The organism is Streptomyces pseudoechinosporeus (genome assembly GCF_054783935.1).
The window spans coordinates 67,259-85,584 of the sequence record NZ_BAAGPS010000012.1 but is presented as its reverse complement, the minus strand read 5'-3'; the positions used below and the strand labels follow the sequence as shown (position 1 = coordinate 85,584).

Genomic DNA, 18,326 nt, shown 5'->3' with positions numbered 1-18,326 from the left:
GAGGGGAGGGGCTGTGGAGGGGGGGAGGGCGTCAGGGGGCGGGGTGCTGCGGGGGCTCGCCCGCGAGGACGCGTACGACCTCCTCGGCGACCATGGCACCCATCATGCGGTTGGCGTCCTGGCCGCAGGCCGCCATGTGCGGGGTGAGCAGGACGTTCGGGGCACTGCGCAGCGGGCTGTCGCCGAGCGGTTCGTGCGCGAAGGCGTCGAGCGCGGCGCCGCCCAGGTGACCGTCCTCGAGAAGCGCCGCGAGCGCCGCCTCGTCGACGAGACCGCCCCGGGCGGCGTTCACCAGCAGTGCGCCCGGCTTCATCGCGGCGAGCCGGGCGTGGTCCAGGAGCGGGCCCGCGCCAGGGGTCGCGGGCAGATGCAGGCTGACGACATCGGCGCGGGCCAGGCAGTCGTCCAGCGTGGCCGAGCGGGCGCCGAGGGCGGACATGTCCCGGGCGTCGACGTACGGGTCGTGCGCGAGCACCGTCATGCCGAAGGCGCGGGCATACCCGGTCACGAGCTGTCCGATCCGCCCGAAGCCGATCACGGCCAGGGTTCTGCCCGCGAGTTCGGGCCCGAACAGCTTGGGCCACTCCCCGTCCGCCACCCGCCGGCTCGCATCGGTGATACGGCGGGTGGCGTCCAGGATCAGGCCGAAGGTGAACTCGGCGACCGCCCGGGAGTTGCTGCCGGGCGCGCACACCACGGGGATGCCGCGGGCCTGCGCGGCGTCGAGGTCGATGGTGTCGACGCCGACGCCGTGCTTGGCGATGACCTTGAGGCGGTCCGCCGCGTCGATGACGTCCGCGGTGACCGGGTCCATGCCGACGATCAGGGCGTCGATGTCGGGGATCCGCTTGAGCAGTTCGTCGGCGGGCAGCGCGGCGTCCTCGTACGGGCGCAGAGGGCCCGCGCCGGCCCGTTCCAGGATCTGCCAGGGCTCGGGGGAGTAGCGGGAGAAGGTGGGCGTGGTGATGAGGGTCGTGGTCATGGGGCTCGTGGTCATGCGATCTCCCGGTCCGCCCAAGTGGGGCTGAGGCGGAGGTACTTGATCGTCCGGCGATGGTGGGTGAAGGCGATGTGCAGTGTGCCGTCCGGGGTCTGGACGACGGACGGGTAGGACAGCTCGCGGTTGAGGCCGTCGCGGGAGTTGTTGGTCAGGCAGTGGCCGTCACCGGTCTCCAGGTCCCGGCGCACCGGCCAGGTCAGGCCGCCGTCCGAGGAGACGGAGAGGGTGAGCGGCGCGCGCGGGGCGCCCCAGAAGGCGGCTCCGGTCGTGGGGGCGGCGGCGGGTGCGCCCGCGTTCGGCCCGTTGTCCGCGCTGAGCCCGTCGTCGTCGATCTCGTCGTACAGCGAGACGCGGCGGGCGACGGCGTCCGCGGCGCTGCTGTGGTTGTGGACCAGCGCGAGACGGCCGTCGGCCAACGGGGCGTACTGGATCGAGGAGTTGTTGTTCGGCAGGTCCAGCGGGGTCGGCTCGGTCCAGCTCTCCCCGTCGTCGTACGACACGCTCCGGTACACGGCGTCGGCGCGGCGGCTGCGGAACAGGGCGAGCAGCGAGCCGTCGGGCAGCAGGCGGACGTTCATGTGCACCAGACCGGTCGAACCCGGCACCGGAACCTCGCGCCAGCTCACCCCCTCGTCGTCGCTGACCATCACCGAGCTGGTGTCCCGATCGCCCGACCACCGCTCGCCCGGCGCGGCGACGCAGCGGAACACGGGCAGCAGCCGGCGGCCCGAGGGCAGCATGGTCACCGGCTGGCGCACGAAGATCCCGCCGTCGAAGAGTACGCGGGAGGGGCCCCACGTCTTTCCCTCGTCGTGACTGACGCGCAGCCGTACCTCGGCGGTGTCCTGGCGCCCCGCCCGCTGCGCTGTGTGCAGCAGCCACCAGTCTCCGGACGGGTCGGTGAACAGCAGTGGGTTCTGCTCGGACCGGGTGTCGTCGTGGGAGAGCCGCTCCGGGCGGGACCAGATGTCACCGCCCGCGGGCAGTCGGGAGAACCACACCGAGATGTCCGCGACGCCTTCCTGCGTTCCTCCGAACCAGACGCAGCCCAGCTCACCGTCGGGTAACACGGTGAGGTTGGCAGCATGGTTCTGCACGGCCGGTGCGGACAGCCACGATTCGAAGCGACCCGTCTCGGTGGGGTGCGGGCGTACGACGCCGTCGGCAACGGCCGGGCCCGGCATCACCGGACCTGCCCTGACGCGCGCACTGCGGTGAGATGGCGGTACGCCACCTGCTCCAGGTGGACCAGGTCGCTCGCGACCGTGACGTATGTGAAGCCTTCGGTGAGGCGCTTGGCTGCGCTCGCCCCGTCCGCGTTATGGATGCCGGCGGCGATGTCGGCGGCGGCTGCCGCCTCGCGCACGGTGACCAGCGCTGCCTCGAACTCGTCCGCGACCGACGGGTCGGTGGAGCTGGCGCCGCCGAGCGCGATGCGCAGGTCGGAGGGGCCGATGTAGACGCCGTCCAGGCCGTCGGTGGCGCAGATTTCGGCGACGTTGGCGAGGCCCTCGGCGGGTTCGATCATCGCGAGCACCACGGTTTGCGCGTGCGTGTCTTCGGGGTCGGGGCCGATGCGCAGGGCTGCGCGCATCGGACCGTACGACCGCTTGCCGAGCGGCGGGTAGCGTACGGCTGCCACCGCGGCGGCGGCGTCTTGTGCGGTGTCGATGAGCGGGACGATGACGCCAGCCGCGCCTGCGTCCAGGGCCTTGCCGATGGGCATGGGGTCGTTGGCTTCTACTCGTACCAGGCCTACGGCGGTTGAGCCCTTGGTGTCTATGGCGGTGAGTGAGGCGAGTATTCCTGCGTAGTCGATCAGGCCGTGTTGGGCGTCCAGGGCTACGTAGTCGTAGCCGAGGCGGGCTATTCGTTCGGTGGAGACGGGGGAGTCCAGGACGGACCAGTAGCCGACTAGGGGGTCGCGTGCGCGTAGCGCTGCCGCGAAAGTTGTGGGGGTCATGGGGGTGCCTCCGGCGGTTGGGTTCGTTTTCGGGTGCGGGTTTGTTGTGGCTGGTCGCGCCCGCGCGGCGGAGCCGCACATTGATACAGCCCTGCGCCCCTTTGGGTCCGGTGGGTGGGTCGGGGCCGTGGGCCGGTGCGTCAGCCCGTCGCAGGCGGGGCGTACGGCCCGGTGTCGGTACACCGCGAAGGTGGCCTGAGACCGAACCTAAGCGACGGGCATACGACGCACCGGCCCACGGCCCCTCCCGCCGGTGGGGAAGTGCGGGTGTGTGGTGGCTGGCGGCTCCTGGACGCGCGGTGTGATCATGTGGGGTTCCTTTTCAGCGGTTGTATGCGGGCATTGGGCCGCGTAGTGCCTTGCCGATCTCGTTGCAGGCCGCTGTGACGTCGGTGGGGAGGGGGCCGTTGGTGGCGGCTGTGATGTTGGCCAGTAGGTGGGTGGTGCTGGAACCGCCGAGGAGCAGGGCGTCGGTCGAGTCGCGGTCCAGGAGCCAGCGGAGGGCCAGGTCGGTGAGGGGGATGCCGGCTGTGTCGGCGATGGTGGAGAGTTGGTCTACGGCGGTGAAGAGGCGTTCGTCCCAATAGCGTTGGCGGTACATCTCGGCGACCTTGGAGTCGCCGAAGCGGCCCGATTCCGGGGGGTGTTCGAAGCGGTGACGGCCGGTGAGGAGGCCGCCACCCAGGGGGTTGTAGACCATGGTGCGCAGGCCGGTTACGGCGGCGTACTCGACGTACTCCTCCTCTATGCGGCGGGCGAGGAGGTTGTGCATCTGCTGGGCGATGACGGGCCGTGGTGCCCCCAACTCGTCGGCGGTGCAGACTAGTTGGGAGATCTGCCAGGCCGCGTAGTTGGAGACGCCCAGCGTGCGTATCTTTCCCTCGGCTACGAACTCGGCGATGGTGGCGAGGGTTTCGGTCAGTGGTGTCGCTCGGTCGGGCTGATGGAGGTAGAAGAGGTCTACCGAGTCTGCGCCGAGGCGTTTGAGGCTGCCCTCCAGTGCGGCTCGGAGGCCGGCTGCGGAGAGCGGGGCGTTGTCGCCCTGGTCGGGGTGTGGGATGCCGGCCTTGGTGGCAAGGACGATTCGGTCGCGGCGGCCGGGCAGGAGTCCGGCGAGGATGCGTTCGCTTTCGCCGCCCGCGTAGCCGTTGGCCGTGTCTACGCCGGTGATGCCCGCGTCGAGTGCGGCATCGAGCATGTTGGCTGCTGAGGAGGCGTCGACGGTGTCGCCGAAGGTCATGGTGCCCAGTACCAGCCGGGAGAGCGGTACGGGGATGTTCGGCAGGTCGATGCCGGTGGTCACGTGGGGGTTCCTTCCGGGGTGAGGGCGAGCAGGTGGCGGGGCTTCACACCCCGGATCGTGGTGGGGTCCAGAGCGGCGCGGCGCAGTGCGCGGGTGTAGGGGGCGGAGGGTGAGGCGAGCACGGTGGCCGTCGGACCGGCCTCGATGATCCGGCCCGCGCGCATCACCAGCAGATCGGTGCTGATCTCGCGGACTACCCCGAGGTGGTGCGCGATGATGAGGTAGGCGATGCTGGTGTCCTTCTGTAACTCCCGTAATAGGTTGAGAACTTGGGCCTGTACGGAGACATCCAGGGCGGACGTCGCCTCGTCGCAGACCAGCAGGTCGGGGCGGGAGGCCAGAGCGCGGGCGATGCCGATACGTTGGCGCTGGCCGCCGGAGAACTCGGGTGGGCGGCGGTCCAGGGCCGAGGACGGCAGGCCTACCTGGTCGATCAACTCGGCCGCCCGCCTGGCACGTTGGGCCCGGTCGGAGAGCCCGTTCAGGCGCAGTGGCTCCGCGACGATCTGCTGGGCGGTGAGATGGGGGTCCAGCGAGCCGTACGGGTCCTGGAAGACCATCTGCACGCGGCGGCGCAGGGGACGCAGGCGCCGTTCGGGGAGCGGGGCGATGTCCGTTCCGTCTAGGATGATCCGTCCGCTCGCCGGTCTGAGCAAGCGTACGAGAGCTCGGGCCAGCGTCGACTTGCCGCAGCCGGACTCACCCACCACCGCGAGTGAACCGCCTTGCGGAATATGGAAGTTGACGTGGTCGACGGCTCGGAAGGGGCCGCGTGGCGTGGCGTATTCGACGACCAGGTCCTCGACGGAGAGGAGCGGCTTGTCGGTCACCGGCCTTGCGGTGGTGGGGAGTTCGGTCACGAGGCCGCCTCCTTAGCGACGGGTTCGGTCCGGCCGTCGCCGTCCTCGTCCCACGAACCCACACGGGGCACGGCGGCGAGCAGTTCACGGGTGTACGGTTCGGTGGGTCGCTCGACGATCTGCTGTGCGGAGCCCGACTCGATGAAACGACCGTCCTTCATGACGTGGATTCGGTCGGAGACCAGCCGGGCCACCCCGAGGTCATGGGTGATCATCAACATGCCTATGTCCGTACGTTCCTGAAGCTCCATCAGCAGGCCGAGCACGCTCGCCTGCACGGTGGTGTCCAGGGCGGAGGTGGGCTCGTCCGCGACCAGCAGTTCCGGCTCGGCGGCGAGTGCGGTGGCGATGAGGATGCGTTGCAGCATGCCGCCGGAGAACTGGTGCGGATACGCCTTCCAGCGGGTCTGAGGCTGGGAGATGCGTACCTGCGTCAGCAGCTCAACTCCTTTGTCGCGGGCTTCTGTTCGTGAGAGGCCGGGGTGACGCAGCCGTAGCGCGTCGCCCAGTTGGCGACCGATGGTGTGCACCGGGCTGAGGGCCGTCATCGGATCCTGTGGAATGAGTGACACGATGCGCCCGCGCACCGCACGTGCGGCGTCCGGATCGGCGACTACGTCTCGTCCGGCGATGCGTACGCTGCCCGACATCACGGCGAGCCCTTCGGGCAGCAGTCGCAGCACGCCCATCGCCGTGGTCGACTTTCCGCAGCCGGACTCGCCGATCAGTGTGACGGTCTCGCCCCGGCGGACGGTGAAACTCACTCCGTCGACCGCGCGCACCACGCCGTGCGCGGTGATCAACTCGATCTGCAGATCCGTCGCGTCGAGCAGCGGCGTGTCCTCGGTCATGGCTCACGCTCCCTTCCGGGAACGCGGCCGGGTGCGGTCCCGCAGCCCGTCCCCGAGCAGGTTGACGCCGACCACCAGCAGCGCGATGACCAGCCCGGGCAGGGTGACCAGCCACCACGAGGTGGTGATGTAGTCCTGGCCGTCGGGGATGATCCGCCCCCAGGTCGCGAACGGCCGCTGAGGTCCCGCGCCCAGGAAACTCAGCGCGCTCTCCAGCAGTACGGCCTGCGCGAGCAGCAGCAACACGACCAGGCTCGCGGGCCGCACCACGTTGGGGATCACATGGCGCCCGAGCACCGACCAGGAGCGCAGCCCGAGTACGCGGGCCGCGGCGACGTACGGTTTCTCGCGTTCGACGAGGACGAGCGAGCGGGTCAGCCGCGCCACCTCCGGCCACTGGGCGAGGGCGATCACGCAGGTGATGACGGTGACGGACGGCCCGAACAGAGCGACCACGAGGAGCAGCATCATCAGGAGCGGCAGGGCGAGTTGGGCCTCCAGGAACCGGGAGACGACCGCGTCGACCCAGCCTCCGAAGAACCCGGCCGCGGCGCCCGCCGCGATACCGATCAGGCCGGATACGAGGACGGCCAGAACACCCACCGCGAGGGACACCTGGCCGCCGTGCAGGACGCGAGAGAGCAGATCGCGCCCCAACTGGTCGGTGCCGAACAGATGCCCCTCGCTCAGTGGCGGCAGCCTGCGCTGGGAGAGGTCCTGGGCGTTCGCGCCGGGCAGCGGCAGTACACCGGCGAGCGCCACGGGCAGCACGACGAGTGCCGTGCACACCGTTCCTGCCCACAGTTTGAGGCGGGCGCCGTGCCGCTGCCGGGTCGCGGTGGCCCGGGCGAGATCGCGCGCGGTGACGGCGCTGGGGCGGTCGACGCTGACGGCTGTGGTCATGACTCAGGCCGCCTTTCCGAGGCGTACCCGTGGATCGAGCAGCGGATAGGCCAGGTCGACGAGGAGTTGGACGAGGATCGCGAGGGTCGCGGTGACCAGGACGGTGGCCTGGATCAGCGGATAGTCGCGGGTCTCCAGAGCGCGGACGACCAGCGAGCCGACCCCCGGCCAGCCGAAGACGACCTCCACCACGACCACACCGTTGAGCAGCGCCGCGAAGCGCGTACCGAGTGCCGTCACCAGCGGCACGGCGGAGTTCGCGAGCGCGTAGCGCCAGGTCAGCGCGGACTCGGAGACGCCGCGGGAGCGGGCCACGGTGATGTACGACGAGGCCAGCGCGGTGGTCATCTCGCGGCGTACCAGCCGGGAGACCAAGGCGAGTTGGAGGACGGCCACGGTCGCGGTCGGCAGCACCAGACCGCTCCAGGTGGTGAAGCCGGAGGCGGGCAGGACCGGAACGACCACCGCGAAGACCGTCAGCAGCATCACACCGGTCCAGAAGTCCGGCATCGACTGCCCGGCGATCGTCAGCACGTTGGCGCCCAGCTCCCTGCGTGTGTCGGCGCGGCGCGCCATCCACACACCCAGCGGCACGGCCACCACGGTCGTGACCGCGATGGCGGAGACGGCGAGCGTGATGGTGTACGGCATCCGGTCCAGGACCACGTCGAAGGCTGGGGAGCTGAACGAATAGCTCGTGCCGAGGTCCCCCGTGAACAGGTCGCGCAGGAAGAGCCCGTACTGGACGAAGAGCGGGTCGTCGAGCCCGAACTGCTCGCGGTTGCGGGCGAGTTCGGCCGTGGTCGCGTTGGGGGCCGCGTACGCGGAGGCCGGATCGCCGGGTGCCAGGCGCACCAGCAGGAAGACGGTGGTCAGGGTGAGGAAGACGGTCAGCAGGTTCTGTGCGATGCGGCGGGCGAGGTATTTCGGCACGGCTCAGCCCTCCAGACGTATCGCGGTCAGGTCGTAGGAGTTGATCGCCTGGAGCGCCAGCCCCTGGACGCGGTCGCGGCGGGCCAGCAGTGTCTTGGGCGCGAAGGCCCACAGGCTGGGCCAGGTGTCCCAGACGGCCTTCTGCACCGCGGCCAGCCGCCGGTCCCGCTCCGCGTCGTCGACCTCGGTGGCGGCAACCGACAGCTGTCGCTCGATCCGGGGAATCACATAGCCCATGAACGCGTCGCCGGTACGTTCCTTCTCGGCCGTTCCGCCGTACATTCCCTGCAACATGGTGAGGGCCTGCCCGGTCGGGCTGCTGTAGCCGTTGCCGATGACGTCCCAGTCGCCGGCGCGTCCCTGGCGCCACTTGAGGATGTCGCCGCCGGGCTGGAACTGCTGGAGCGAGGCGCGCACACCGACGTCCTGGAGCATGTCGAGCACGGCCTCCATGACGGAGGTGTCGCCGGCGAACTCCCCGGACTCCCAGATGATTTTCAGCCGCAGGTCGTCGGCGCCGAGCGACCTCAGGAGCTGCCGGGCCCGCCCCGGATCGAAGGCGTACGTTCCTGTCGGCACCGCACCCTGGAGGGCGAGCGGTACCACGCCGCGGGCCTCCTCGGCCGTACCGGTCAGTACATCGTCGACGAGGGCGGTGCCATCGATCGCGTACGTCAGCGCCTGCCGCACCCGGGGGTCGGCGAGCGGATGACCCTCAGGCTTGCGGAAGTTGTAGAAGAGCTGGCACATGCGGACGCCGACGGTCTCCTGGACGGTGACGCCCGGCAGCCCGATGAGCTGTTCCGCGGAGTCCGGCGTCAGCGTGTCGACGACGTCGAGTTCGCCGCTGCGCAGGGCGACGACACGGCTGGACTCCTCTGGCACGAACCGGACTTGGACCGTGTCGACGGACGGCTGCCTGCCCCAGTACTTGGTGTTGCGGGCGAGGGTGTACTCGCCCGCTCCGCTGTCCGCGCGGACGACGCGGTACGGGCCCGAGCCGAGCCCGGAGCGCAGCTCCTCGGGCCGGTTGGCCTTGGCCGGGGTGATATGGATGTTGGCCATCAGCCGGTCGAGCACCGGCACCGGACGCTCCGTGCGCAGCAGGAAGGCCCGCTCACTGGTGGCCTCCACGGTCGGCAGCTCCGGGAACAGACCGAGCAGGAAGGAGCCGGGGACCTTCCCGTACATGCGCAACGCCGTGGCCACGTCCTCGACGGTGACCGGACTGCCGTCCGAGTAGCACACACCCTCGCGCAGCCGCACCGTCCACGCGGTGGGCTCGGTCATCTCGAACCGGTCGGCGAGGACGAGTTGGGGCTCCAGGTCCGGGCCGATGCGCGTGAGCGCCTGCCGTACGGCACGCTGCACGGTCACCGCCGCCTCGAACTGGTTCAGCTTGTTGTCGAGGCTCACCAGGGAGCGGTTCAGACCGAGGGTGAGGGTGCCGGGGCCGGGTGCGCCGGTGGGCCCCGCACAGGCGGACAGGGGCAAGGGACCGAGGGCGACGCCCGCACCGCCGAGGGCGCCCCAGCGCAGCAGTGTGCGGCGGCTGGGGTGACCGGGCGGGGGAACGCGATGCGGAGTTGGGGTCATGTCGACCTTCTCGGTTCTTGAGGGCGACCGGCTCTCGCTGACGCCGCCCGGGTACCAGACGGCGAACAAGTGTCGCGCCGAAAAAGGTGGCATGGTTGCGCGAATCGCGCAAGGAGCCTCGCGCACTTCGCGCAGTCGTGCCATCATCGGCGTCCGGGGCCGATCACCCGGAGGCCCGAGGAGGTACCCGTGTCCCGCACCACACTCGCCAGTCGCCCATCCCGCGTGCTGGCGCTCGCGGACGACCTGTCCGGCGCCGCCGAGACCGCTGCCGCACTGGGCCTGCCCGGCCGGATCCTGCTGGGCCCGCCCACCGCACCGACACCCGAGGGCGAGGCGGTCGTACTCGACCTCGACACCCGGCAGCTCACCGCGGACGAGGCCGCACGCGCCGTACGGGACGTCATGGCGTACGCCGACGGCGACCTGGTGCTGAAGAAGGTCGACTCGCTGCTGCGGGGCAACCTCGCCTCGGAGACGGCCGCTTACGCCGAAGGCGCCGCGGGCGTCGTGATCGCCCCCGCCGTGCCGGTCGCGGGCCGCACCGTGCGCGACGGCATCGTCCATCTGCACGGCACCGCGCTGCACGCGACCGACGCCTGGCACGCTGAGCGGGGCCCGGCGCCGGAATCGGTGCGGGCGGCGCTGGGCGACCTGCCGACGCGGGTGGTGCCACTGTCGGTGGTGCGCTCGCCCGTCCTGGCGCTGTCCGGCTGGCTGCGCACCCTCATCGCGAAGGGTCACCACCCGGTGTGCGACGCCGAGACGGACGCCGACCTCGACGCGATAGCCCAGGCGGTGCTCCAACTCGGCCCCGGGGTACGGCTGTTGGGGACGGGCGGGCTGGCTGCCGCCCTCGGCCGGAGACTGGCGGGAGCGGACGGGGACGGGGCCGGGCTCCGGGAAACCCCCGGGCCCACGCCGTACAGACCGCTGCTCGTCGTCGTCGGAACCGCCGAGCTCAGCGCCATTGCGCAGATCGCGCAACTGACCGCGTCCGGCGCGCACCACGTGCCCGTACCGGCGCAGAGGCTCACCGACCACCGCGGCCCGCATCCGCTCGCCACCGCGCCGGACGGCATCACGGTCGTCAGCATCGACGGCGGCGGAGCCGTCGAGCCCGGCCCGGCCCGCGGCCTAGTGGCAGGCCTCGCCCGCACGGTCGCCCAAGCCGCCCGCGACAGCGACCTGGTCCTGACGGGCGGCGAGACCGCGCGCCGCGTGCTGGACGCCCTGGGTATCCGTGAGCTGCTGCCCGTCGGGCAGATCCACCACGGCGCCGTGCACTCCCGCACCGCCGACGGCCGTTCCGTCGTCACCCGCCCCGGAAGCTTCGGCGACACCGACTCCCTGCTGCGCATCGCCCGCGCGCTGCGCCCCGACCACGCCGCCGTACCGACCCCGTCGTTCGCCCCGCAAGGAGAACCCACGTGAACGCAGCCCCCACCGCCGCGTCCGCCGAGCAGTCCGGCACCGCCGGACATCGGCTCCCGATCATCGCGGTGACCATGGGCGACGGTGCCGGCATCGGGCCGGAGGTCATCGTCCCGGCGCTGCTGCACCCCGATACCCTGCGCGGCTGCCGACCCGTCGTCATCGGCGACGCCCGCCGCCTGCGCCAGGCGGCGGACATCCTCGGCATCAGCTGTGACATCGTTGCCGTCGACGCCCCCGCCCAGGCCGAGTTCACGCCCCGCCGCATCAACGTCGTCGACCTCGGGCTGCTCCCGGCCGACCTGCCCTGGGGCACCCTCTCCGCGGCGGCGGGCGACGCCGCGTACCACTACATCCGCGTCGCCGCCCAGCTCGCCCTGAACGGCGAAGTCCACGCCATCTGCACCGCCCCCCTCAACAAGGAGGCCCTGCATGCCGCCGGGCACCTCTACCCCGGCCACACCGAACTCCTCGCCCACCTCACCGGTGTGGACGAGGTGTCGATGATGCTGTCCACACCCAAGGTGAAGGTCATCCACGTCACCACGCACATCGGTCTGATCGACGCCGTCAACCGCATCGAGCCCGGCCTCGTCGAACGCACCGTGCGCCGCGGCCACGACGCCATGGTCCGCGCGGGCGTCGAGGCCCCCGTGATCGGCGTCTGCGGCATCAACCCGCACGCGGGCGAGAACGGCCTGTTCGGCTACGGCGAAGAGGAGGCGAAGATCGTCCCCGCCGTGGAGGCCGTACGCAACGACGGCATCGACGCCCACGGGCCGATCCCCGCCGACACCGCCTTCTTCCTCGCCGGCCGCGGCGACTACGACCTCATCGTCGCCATGTACCACGACCAGGGCCACGGCCCGGTGAAGGTCCTCGGCATCGAAACGGGCGTCAACCTCACCGTGGGACTGCCCGTCATCCGCACCTCCGTGGACCACGGCACCGCGTTCGACATCGCCGGAACCGGCCGAGCCGAGGCCGGTAGCATGGTCGAGGCGCTGCGGCAGGCCGCCGAGATGTCATCCGCCTCGGCCGCCCGATGACCCCCCTCTCGTGGGTCCCGGAGGACACCACCGCACACCCGGAGGACACAGGACTGATGTCTGCGATCGGATCCAAGTCCCGGCGCGACCGGATCGTCCAGCTCGCCACCACCACCGGCCTGACCAGCGTGGACGAACTCTCCCAGCTGTTCGGCGTCACGGCCTCCACCATCCGCCGCGACCTGGCGAAGCTCACCACCGACGGACGCCTCGCCCGTACGTACGGCGGCGCGATGGCACTGTCCGCGCACCCCGAGGCCTCACTGCGGCAGCGCACCGGCGAGGCCTTCGAGGCCAAACGCGCCATCGCCCGCTGGGCGGCCGACCAGATCCAGCCCGGCGAGACGCTGCTCCTCGACGCGGGCTCGACCGTCGGCGCGCTCGCGCATGAACTGCGTACGGCCAAGAACGTCACCGTCGCGACCACCGGCCTGACCGCGCTCCAGGAACTCGCCGACGTCCAGAACGTCCACGTCGAGTGCCTCGGCGGCACCCTCCGCCCGCTCAGCCAGGGCTTCGTCGGCCCACTGACCGAGGCCGCCCTCGAACGGCTCACCTTCGACCGCGTCTTCCTCGGCACGGACGGCGTCTCCCCGGAGCACGGGATCTGCGAGGCCGACCTGCGCCAGACCCGCCTGAAGGAACTCATGGCGCGCCGCGCCGACCACGTCTACGTGCTCGCCCACGCCGCGAAAGTAGGCCGCCGCCCCTTCCATGCCTGGGCCACCCTGCCCGCGGGCTGGACCCTGGTCACGGACGACGCGGCCGACCCCCGCGTCCTCGAAGAGCTGCACAGCCGCGGAGTCACCACGGTCCTGGCCAAGTCCGAGGACACGGCCTGAACGTGGCCGAGCGGAAAGGGCCGGGCGCTGGGACGCGCCCGGCCCTTCCGAGCCCTTTCGTGAGGCTCAGGCGCCGCAGACCGGGACGCCGGGCAGCTGGTTGTCCGGGTGGTCGACGTAGTAACTCGCGATGTAGCCGCGGGAGTCACCGCGGGTGATGTAGACCCACCACGGGTTTCCGCCGACGTTCTGGCCCTGCTTCTGGCAGACCGCCTCGAAGGCCTGGCCCGGCTGCAACTGCCCGGCCACCACAGGGCAGTTGCCCGGCGACGGGAACGCGTCGCAGGCGCCCGGGTTGCCCGGGTTGTCGCGGACATTGACGTCGGTCGCCCACACCGTGAAGCTCGCCCGGGCCGACACGCCGTCCGAGGTGTCACCGGCCGAGGCGGCGGCCGGGCCGGCCAGTCCCGCCGTCAGGGCCGTGGCGGCGAGGGCGGTACCGAGGGCAGTACGAAGTCGCATGAGATCTCCCCGTGTTGTCGTGCTTGGCTTGGTCGTGCCTGTCTTACGCACGGCACACGAAGACAGGGGCCGCCCTGTATGACACGGGGCCGAGTGACGCTCGTCACACGCCAAGGAGACACGCCAAGGCGGCGTCGGTCAGGGCGAGCTACGCGCCTCGTCCGCCGAACACGTGCGCAGCTCAGTCGTGTTGCGGGTACGGACCCCCGGCAGCCAGCCCTCCGCTCCCTCACGGTTCCTGACCAGGTACCAGCGCGTCGAGCTGATCCCGCTCTCGTCCGTCACCAGCGTGCCGCGGGTGACGACACACGCCGCGGCCAGCCGGTCACCGTGCCATACGCGGCCGACCGTGTTCCCAGGCGCCGCGTACTCGGCGTACGGATCCTTCGCCAGCCGCAGCGCGCACTCCAACGTCCGCAGCGGACGACACGGCGCTTCGGCGTTGAACACCGTCACCGAGGCATCGAATGGCCCGCGGTCGGCAGGAGTGCCGTCGGTCGGCCGGACCAGCCACCAGGCGCCCAGCGCGACGGCGCACACCAGGACGGCGGCGGCCGCGACCGCCCAGCCTGTCCGCAGCCGCGCACCGATGGCCGTCCTGCGGCGCGGAGTCTCGGCGGACCGGACGCGCTCCCACAGCCCCGGTGGCGTCTCGATCTCCTCGTCGGCGGCCCTGAGCCGGTCGCGCAGCAGCGAGGCAACGCGGTCGTCGGGCTCTGCCTCAGGCCTCATGCCCCGGCTCCTTTCCTGAACGGCCACCGCGTTCCCGCTCACCTCTGTCCAGCAGCGAGCGCAGCTTCTCCAGCGCACGCGTGCGATGCCGGGCGGCCGTTCCGCGGTGCACCCCGATGATCCGGGCCGCCTGATCGATGGTGTAACCGTCCAGATCGACGAGTATCACCACGCCCGCCTGCTTGGCAGAGAGCCTTCCCAGCAGCCGAACCGCCTCCATCTCGGCGTCGCGGCGCTCCACTCCGCCGTCCCAGCCCGCGGCGACCACCGGCCCGATCGAGCCAAGTCGGCCCGCCTGCCCGGCACCGTCGGCGGCACTCGACACCTCCACATCATCCACCAGGACCTGACGGCGCTCGCGGCGATGGGTGTCGCGTACGACGCTGAGCAGCGCGGTGAAGGCATAGGCGTACGGCTCCGGATGGTCGAGGAATCGCTGCGGCCGGGCGGCCAGCTTCAGATAGGCCTCGTGCACGGCGTCCTCGGCCCAGGATCTCGTCCCGGCCAGCATGACGGCTCTTCGGTAGAGCCGGGGCAGGAGCTCGCAGAAGGTCTCGTCGAAGCGGGTCGGTGGCGGTGACGGCGAGGATGAGGGACCGGTCGGCGGGTGGCCCATGGGCTCGGATGTCTCCCCGTAGTGAAGTCGGGCGGGCCGTCGCCTGCCCGCCGTGTTGTGCACCGAGTGATCATTTACCCGAGGACGGCCCGGGCACGCAGGTCCTTTTCCGGCTCGGCGCTCAACCCTCACCTCAACTCCCAGCCCGGGCCGCCCGTTGACCCCCTGCGCGACTGTCCGGAAACCGGCGTTCATCCGCACCGAAGGCGGGTTAACGTGCCATTTCGGCCCACGAACTGGGGGAGTGGTGGAACAGTGGCCCGATCCATCGTCGACCTGAAGCAGCTCGGTCCGGATTTCCTGCGTGATCCGTATCCCGTCTACGCCCGGCTCCGTTCCCAGGGGCCCGTCCACCGTGTGTACGACCCCGACGGCGAGGAGGTGTGGCTCGTCGTCGGCCACGAGGCATGCCGTACCGCCTTCACCGATCCACGGCTCAGCCGGGACTGGATACGGTCCGGGAACATCAAACAGATCGTCAACACCGAGCAGAGCCAGCCGGCCCTCATGCACATGCTGATGTCGGACCCGCCGGACCACACCCGACTGCGGCGACTGGTGGCCCGGGAATTCACCCCGCGACGTATCGAGTCACTGGCCCCTCGCATCCGGCAGATCACCGATGAGCTACTGGACACGATGCTGGCAGTGGAGGAGCGGCGGGCCGATCTGATCGCCTCCTTCGCCTTCCCGCTGCCCATGACCGTCATCTGCGAACTGCTCGGCGTCCCCGAACTGGACCGGGACGCCTTTCGCCGCTGGTCCAACGAGATGGTCGCGCGCACCAGCCCGGAGGCGGAGGCGCTCGCCTACCAGGAGGAGTCGGCGTATCTTGCCGAGTTGATCGCGGCCAAGCGGGCGAAGCCCGGTGTGGATCTGCTCAGCGCGCTGATCCACACCGCGGATGAGGACGGTGACCGGCTCTCGCCGGACGAGCTCATCGGCATGTCCAACCTGCTGCTCATCGCCGGTCACGAGACCACGGTCAATCTGATCGGCAACGGCTTGCGGGCGCTGTTCGCACATCCCGGCCAACTAGCCGATCTGCGCGCCGACTTCGGCCTGCTCAACGGGGCGATCGAGGAGATGCTCCGCTACGACGGCCCGGTGGAGACCTGCACGGACCGCCTGGCCCTGGAGGACGTGGAGATGGGCGGGGTGACCATCCCCGCGGGCTCCACCGTCCTGATCACTATGGCGGACGCCGACCGTGACCCGGAGCGCTTCAAGGAGCCCGACCGATTCGACATCCGCCGGGACTCCCGCGGTCACATCGCCTTCGGCCACGGCCTGCACTACTGCCTGGGCGCGCCGTTGGCACGGCTGGAAGGCCGGATCGCTTTCCGCACCCTGCTGGAACGCTGCCCGGACCTGGCGCCGGACGCGGACGAGTCCGAACTGCCCTGGACGCCGGGGTTGTTGATCCGGGGCGTACGGAAGCTGCCTGTGCGCTGGTGACGGATCACACCGGCCGCGCCCTGTGTACTGTCGGCAGTCCGGCCGACGACCTGGTGTCGGCAGGCTTCGCAGGACAACGCAGGAGGACACCCGTATGACCCGCCCGATCACCGTGGGAGTGGACGGATCACCCGAGAGCCTGGCCGCCGTGGCCTGGGCCGGCCGGGAAGCCGTCCGCCGCGAGCTGCCGCTGCGTCTGGTGCACGCCTGGGAGACAGAGGACGCGGGGGAGCACGACGCGAAGGCGCGGGACGCGCTGCGGGAGGCCGCGAGCGGCCTCGCCGAGCGGCACCCGCAGCTGCCGGTGTCCACCGACCTCCTGGACGCGGCCCCGGTCCCGTCACTGGTCGCTGAGGCGGCGGACGCCGAGATGCTTGCGCTCGGCTCGCGCGGGCACGGAGCGATCGTCGGCTTTCTGATCGGCTCCGTCGGCCAGCAGGTGACCGCGGAATCCGGGCGCCCCGTCGTCCTCGTACGCGCCGACGACCATGCCGAACGCGAGGCGGCGGGCCGCGAGATCATCGTGGGACAGCAGGGCGGCCCGGACGACAGCAGCGCGGCCCTGGGGTTCGCCTTCGAGACCGCGGCGGCACGCGGCGCGGCCGTACGGGTCGTACGGGCCTGGAGTCTGCCGGCGCTCTACTCGTACAGCCCGGGCCTGCTGAAAACCCTCGACGAGGCCGGCGGCCTGGAACCGTACGAGAAGCAGGCCCTCAACGAGGCCCTGAAGCCCTGGCGGGAACGATTCCCCGACGTGCCCGTGACCGAGCACGTCGAGATCGGCAGCGCGGGCGAGGTGCTGCTGTCGGTGGCGTCCCGGGCCCAGCTGATGGTGGTCGGGCGGCGCGCCCACCGCTCGGCCGTGGGATCACGGATCGGTTCGGTGGCGCACGCGGTCATGCATCACGCGCCCTGCCCGGTGGCGGTCGTTCCGCCGTCCTGAGCGCCCGGCTCAGGCCGACGGGGCTGACGAAGCGGCGGCGTTCGGCGCCGGCAGCTTCTCCCGGAGCTTCGGCAGGATGTGCTTGACGTAGTCCTCGACGGCCATGTCCAGGCCGATGTCGTGCTGCGCCCGTTCGGACAGATACCAGCGGTGCTCGAGCAGCCCGTGGTACAGCTCCGCCGCGTCCATGGAGCCGCGCAGCTCCTTCGGTACGGCGCGCACGGTGGGCCGGAACACCTCGCGCACCCAGCGGTGGGCCAGCACCTCGGGGCGTGCGGCGAGGGGGTCGCCGGGGGCGTAGTCCTCCTGGGTGGCCATCCAGCTCTCGAGGTCGTTGAGGAGCCGGCGCGCCTGGTTCTCCTCGGCGTCGAGCCCGGTCAGCCGCAGAAGCTGGCGCTGGTGATGGCCCGCGTCGACGACCTTGGGCACGAAGGTCACGGTGTCACCGTTCGAGGAGTGCGCGATCTGCATCTCGGCGACGTCGAAGCCGAGTTCGTTGAGCCGCCGGACCCGGCGGTCGATGTAGTGGTGCTTGCCCGCCGGATACACGGACGTACGGGTCAGCTCCTGCCACAGGCTCTGGTAACGGCCGCAGATCTCCGTACCGAAGTCGATCGGGTCGACGGACGGGTGCAGCGCCCCCGACGCTTCCAGGTCGAGCAGCTCGCCGCTGATGTTCACGCGCGCGAGATCGAGGTCGTAACTGCGCTGCCCGTCGCTGAGCTTCTGGTGCAGCTCGCCGGTCTCCGCGTCGACGAGGTACGCGGCGAACGCTCCGGCATCGCGCCGGAACAGCGTGTTGGACAGCGAGCAGTCGCCCCAGGCGAACCCGGCCAGATGCAGCCGGACCAGCAGCACGGCGAGCGCGTCCATGAGCCGGTGCATGGTGGCGGGCCGCATCGTCGTCTCGAACATCGACCGGTAGGGCATCGAGCCGTTCAGATGCCGGGTGATCAGCACGGGCTCCAGTGGCGTGTCGTCGTCCCGGGTGCGGCCGGTGACCACGGCGAGCGGGTCCACCGCGGGGATGTTCAGCCGGTGCAGACTGCGTAGCAGCTCGTACTCCCGCACGGCGGGCCGCTCGGCCAGCTCCTTGACGGCCACCACTTCGCTGCCGGCGCGCGCGTACCGCACCACGTGCCGTGAGATGCCGCGCGGCAGCGGCACCAGGTGGCGCTCCGGCCAGTCCTCCAGGGGCAGCTCCCAGGGCAGTTCGAGCAGCAGCGCGGGATGCTCCGGGTTGGTGGCGCTGATGTGCAATGCCATTGCTCTTGGGCCCTCGCCTCGCGGTCGTCCGTCACGTAGCAAGAGCATCTCCGCACTTGGACGCCCGGTTCGTCAACTGGCGCGAGGTGTACCGCGGGCGACGAGTGGGGCCGGT

The 18,326-nt window shown here is 70.9% G+C and carries 18 protein-coding genes; 5 read left to right on the top strand and 13 right to left on the bottom strand.

The window, feature by feature from the left end; translation table 11 throughout:
- Positions 1–31: 31 nt before the first annotated feature.
- The 9 genes from ACYVO6_RS18025 to ACYVO6_RS17985 all read right to left on the bottom strand — a co-directional run bounded on the left by ACYVO6_RS18025 (position 32) and on the right by ACYVO6_RS17985 (position 9,409).
- The gene (locus tag ACYVO6_RS18025; protein WP_461062406.1) at positions 32–997 is read right to left on the bottom strand and encodes a phosphoglycerate dehydrogenase; all 966 of its coding nucleotides are present in this window, start codon (positions 995–997) and stop codon (positions 32–34) included.
- The gene (locus ACYVO6_RS18020) at positions 994–2,184 is read right to left on the bottom strand and encodes a sialidase family protein (RefSeq protein ID WP_461062405.1); all 1,191 of its coding nucleotides are present in this window, start codon (positions 2,182–2,184) and stop codon (positions 994–996) included. Before ACYVO6_RS18020 ends, ACYVO6_RS18025 begins: the two co-directional genes overlap by 4 nt.
- The gene (locus ACYVO6_RS18015) at positions 2,184–2,963 is read right to left on the bottom strand and encodes an HpcH/HpaI aldolase family protein (protein ID WP_461062404.1); all 780 of its coding nucleotides are present in this window, start codon (positions 2,961–2,963) and stop codon (positions 2,184–2,186) included. Before ACYVO6_RS18015 ends, ACYVO6_RS18020 begins: the two co-directional genes overlap by 1 nt.
- Before the next feature lie 322 nt (positions 2,964–3,285).
- Positions 3,286–4,266: an aldo/keto reductase gene (locus tag ACYVO6_RS18010; protein ID WP_461062403.1), complete on the bottom strand. Its 981-nt coding sequence runs from the start codon at positions 4,264–4,266 to the stop codon at positions 3,286–3,288.
- Positions 4,263–5,126 carry an ATP-binding cassette domain-containing protein gene (locus ACYVO6_RS18005; RefSeq protein ID WP_461062402.1) on the bottom strand — a complete coding sequence of 288 codons (864 nt, stop codon included), beginning with the start codon at positions 5,124–5,126 and terminating at the stop codon, positions 4,263–4,265. Before ACYVO6_RS18005 ends, ACYVO6_RS18010 begins: the two co-directional genes overlap by 4 nt.
- A complete protein-coding gene (locus tag ACYVO6_RS18000; protein WP_461062401.1) occupies positions 5,123–5,977 on the bottom strand; it encodes an ABC transporter ATP-binding protein in 855 nt (284 codons plus the stop codon). Before ACYVO6_RS18000 ends, ACYVO6_RS18005 begins: the two co-directional genes overlap by 4 nt.
- A gap of 3 nt (positions 5,978–5,980) precedes the next feature.
- Positions 5,981–6,880 carry an ABC transporter permease gene (locus ACYVO6_RS17995; protein WP_461062400.1) on the bottom strand — a complete coding sequence of 300 codons (900 nt, stop codon included), beginning with the start codon at positions 6,878–6,880 and terminating at the stop codon, positions 5,981–5,983.
- A gap of 3 nt (positions 6,881–6,883) precedes the next feature.
- Positions 6,884–7,813: an ABC transporter permease gene (locus ACYVO6_RS17990; protein WP_461062399.1), complete on the bottom strand. Its 930-nt coding sequence runs from the start codon at positions 7,811–7,813 to the stop codon at positions 6,884–6,886.
- A 3-nt stretch (positions 7,814–7,816) separates the two neighbouring features.
- Positions 7,817–9,409: an ABC transporter substrate-binding protein gene (locus ACYVO6_RS17985; RefSeq protein WP_461062398.1), complete on the bottom strand. Its 1,593-nt coding sequence runs from the start codon at positions 9,407–9,409 to the stop codon at positions 7,817–7,819.
- A gap of 189 nt (positions 9,410–9,598) precedes the next feature.
- Here ACYVO6_RS17985 and ACYVO6_RS17980 point away from each other — a divergent pair, with 189 nt between their 5' ends.
- From ACYVO6_RS17980 to ACYVO6_RS17970, 3 genes are read left to right on the top strand one after another with little or no spacing between them, the layout of a single operon-like run.
- Positions 9,599–10,843, top strand: a complete 1,245-nt coding sequence (locus ACYVO6_RS17980; protein WP_461062397.1) for a four-carbon acid sugar kinase family protein — start codon at positions 9,599–9,601, stop codon at positions 10,841–10,843.
- Entirely contained in the window at positions 10,840–11,892 is a 1,053-nt protein-coding gene (gene pdxA / locus ACYVO6_RS17975; protein ID WP_461062396.1) for a 4-hydroxythreonine-4-phosphate dehydrogenase PdxA, read from the top strand. Before ACYVO6_RS17980 ends, pdxA begins: the two co-directional genes overlap by 4 nt.
- Positions 11,893–11,948: 56 nt before the next feature.
- Positions 11,949–12,734, top strand: a complete 786-nt coding sequence (locus tag ACYVO6_RS17970; RefSeq protein ID WP_461062395.1) for a DeoR/GlpR family DNA-binding transcription regulator — start codon at positions 11,949–11,951, stop codon at positions 12,732–12,734.
- Positions 12,735–12,800: 66 nt separating this feature from the next.
- Here the strand turns inward: ACYVO6_RS17970 and ACYVO6_RS17965 are convergent, their stop codons facing one another.
- The 3 genes from ACYVO6_RS17965 to ACYVO6_RS17955 all read right to left on the bottom strand — a co-directional run bounded on the left by ACYVO6_RS17965 (position 12,801) and on the right by ACYVO6_RS17955 (position 14,544).
- Complete coding sequence (locus ACYVO6_RS17965) at positions 12,801–13,196, bottom strand: hypothetical protein (protein ID WP_461062394.1); 396 nt, start codon at positions 13,194–13,196, stop codon at positions 12,801–12,803.
- Between the two features lie 138 nt (positions 13,197–13,334).
- The gene (locus ACYVO6_RS17960; protein ID WP_461062393.1) at positions 13,335–13,928 is read right to left on the bottom strand and encodes a hypothetical protein; all 594 of its coding nucleotides are present in this window, start codon (positions 13,926–13,928) and stop codon (positions 13,335–13,337) included.
- Positions 13,918–14,544, bottom strand: coding sequence for an RNA polymerase sigma factor (locus tag ACYVO6_RS17955; protein ID WP_461062392.1), 627 nt, complete (start codon positions 14,542–14,544; stop codon positions 13,918–13,920). The genes ACYVO6_RS17960 and ACYVO6_RS17955 overlap by 11 nt, the downstream gene beginning before the upstream one ends.
- A 255-nt stretch (positions 14,545–14,799) precedes the next feature.
- Here ACYVO6_RS17955 and ACYVO6_RS17950 point away from each other — a divergent pair, with 255 nt between their 5' ends.
- Positions 14,800–16,002: a cytochrome P450 family protein gene (locus tag ACYVO6_RS17950; protein WP_461062391.1), complete on the top strand. Its 1,203-nt coding sequence runs from the start codon at positions 14,800–14,802 to the stop codon at positions 16,000–16,002.
- Between the two features lie 94 nt (positions 16,003–16,096).
- Complete coding sequence (locus ACYVO6_RS17945) at positions 16,097–16,945, top strand: universal stress protein (RefSeq protein ID WP_461062390.1); 849 nt, start codon at positions 16,097–16,099, stop codon at positions 16,943–16,945.
- 9 nt (positions 16,946–16,954) lie between these two features.
- Here ACYVO6_RS17945 and ACYVO6_RS17940 read toward each other — a convergent pair whose 3' ends face one another.
- On the bottom strand, positions 16,955–18,211 hold the full coding sequence (locus ACYVO6_RS17940) for a DUF4032 domain-containing protein (RefSeq protein ID WP_461062389.1): 1,257 nt from the start codon (positions 18,209–18,211) through the stop codon (positions 16,955–16,957).
- Positions 18,212–18,326 lie beyond the last annotated feature (115 nt).

Excerpts from the sequence above, each read along its gene's own strand:
- ACYVO6_RS18025 (WP_461062406.1), bottom strand. The coding sequence starts at position 997 with ATGACCACGAGCCCCATGACCACGACCCTCATCACCACGCCCACCTTC.
- ACYVO6_RS18015 (WP_461062404.1), bottom strand. The coding sequence starts at position 2,963 with ATGACCCCCACAACTTTCGCGGCAGCGCTACGCGCACGCGACCCCCTA.
- ACYVO6_RS17995 (WP_461062400.1), bottom strand. The coding sequence starts at position 6,880 with ATGACCACAGCCGTCAGCGTCGACCGCCCCAGCGCCGTCACCGCGCGC.
- ACYVO6_RS17970 (WP_461062395.1), top strand. The coding sequence starts at position 11,949 with ATGTCTGCGATCGGATCCAAGTCCCGGCGCGACCGGATCGTCCAGCTC.
- ACYVO6_RS17945 (WP_461062390.1), top strand. The coding sequence starts at position 16,097 with ATGACCCGCCCGATCACCGTGGGAGTGGACGGATCACCCGAGAGCCTG.
- ACYVO6_RS17965 (WP_461062394.1), bottom strand. The coding sequence starts at position 13,196 with ATGCGACTTCGTACTGCCCTCGGTACCGCCCTCGCCGCCACGGCCCTG.
- ACYVO6_RS17985 (WP_461062398.1), bottom strand. The coding sequence starts at position 9,409 with ATGACCCCAACTCCGCATCGCGTTCCCCCGCCCGGTCACCCCAGCCGC.
- ACYVO6_RS18000 (WP_461062401.1), bottom strand. The coding sequence starts at position 5,977 with ATGACCGAGGACACGCCGCTGCTCGACGCGACGGATCTGCAGATCGAG.
- ACYVO6_RS17955 (WP_461062392.1), bottom strand. The coding sequence starts at position 14,544 with ATGGGCCACCCGCCGACCGGTCCCTCATCCTCGCCGTCACCGCCACCG.
- ACYVO6_RS17940 (WP_461062389.1), bottom strand. The coding sequence starts at position 18,211 with ATGGCATTGCACATCAGCGCCACCAACCCGGAGCATCCCGCGCTGCTG.
- ACYVO6_RS18020 (WP_461062405.1), bottom strand. The coding sequence starts at position 2,184 with ATGCCGGGCCCGGCCGTTGCCGACGGCGTCGTACGCCCGCACCCCACC.
- ACYVO6_RS17960 (WP_461062393.1), bottom strand. The coding sequence starts at position 13,928 with ATGAGGCCTGAGGCAGAGCCCGACGACCGCGTTGCCTCGCTGCTGCGC.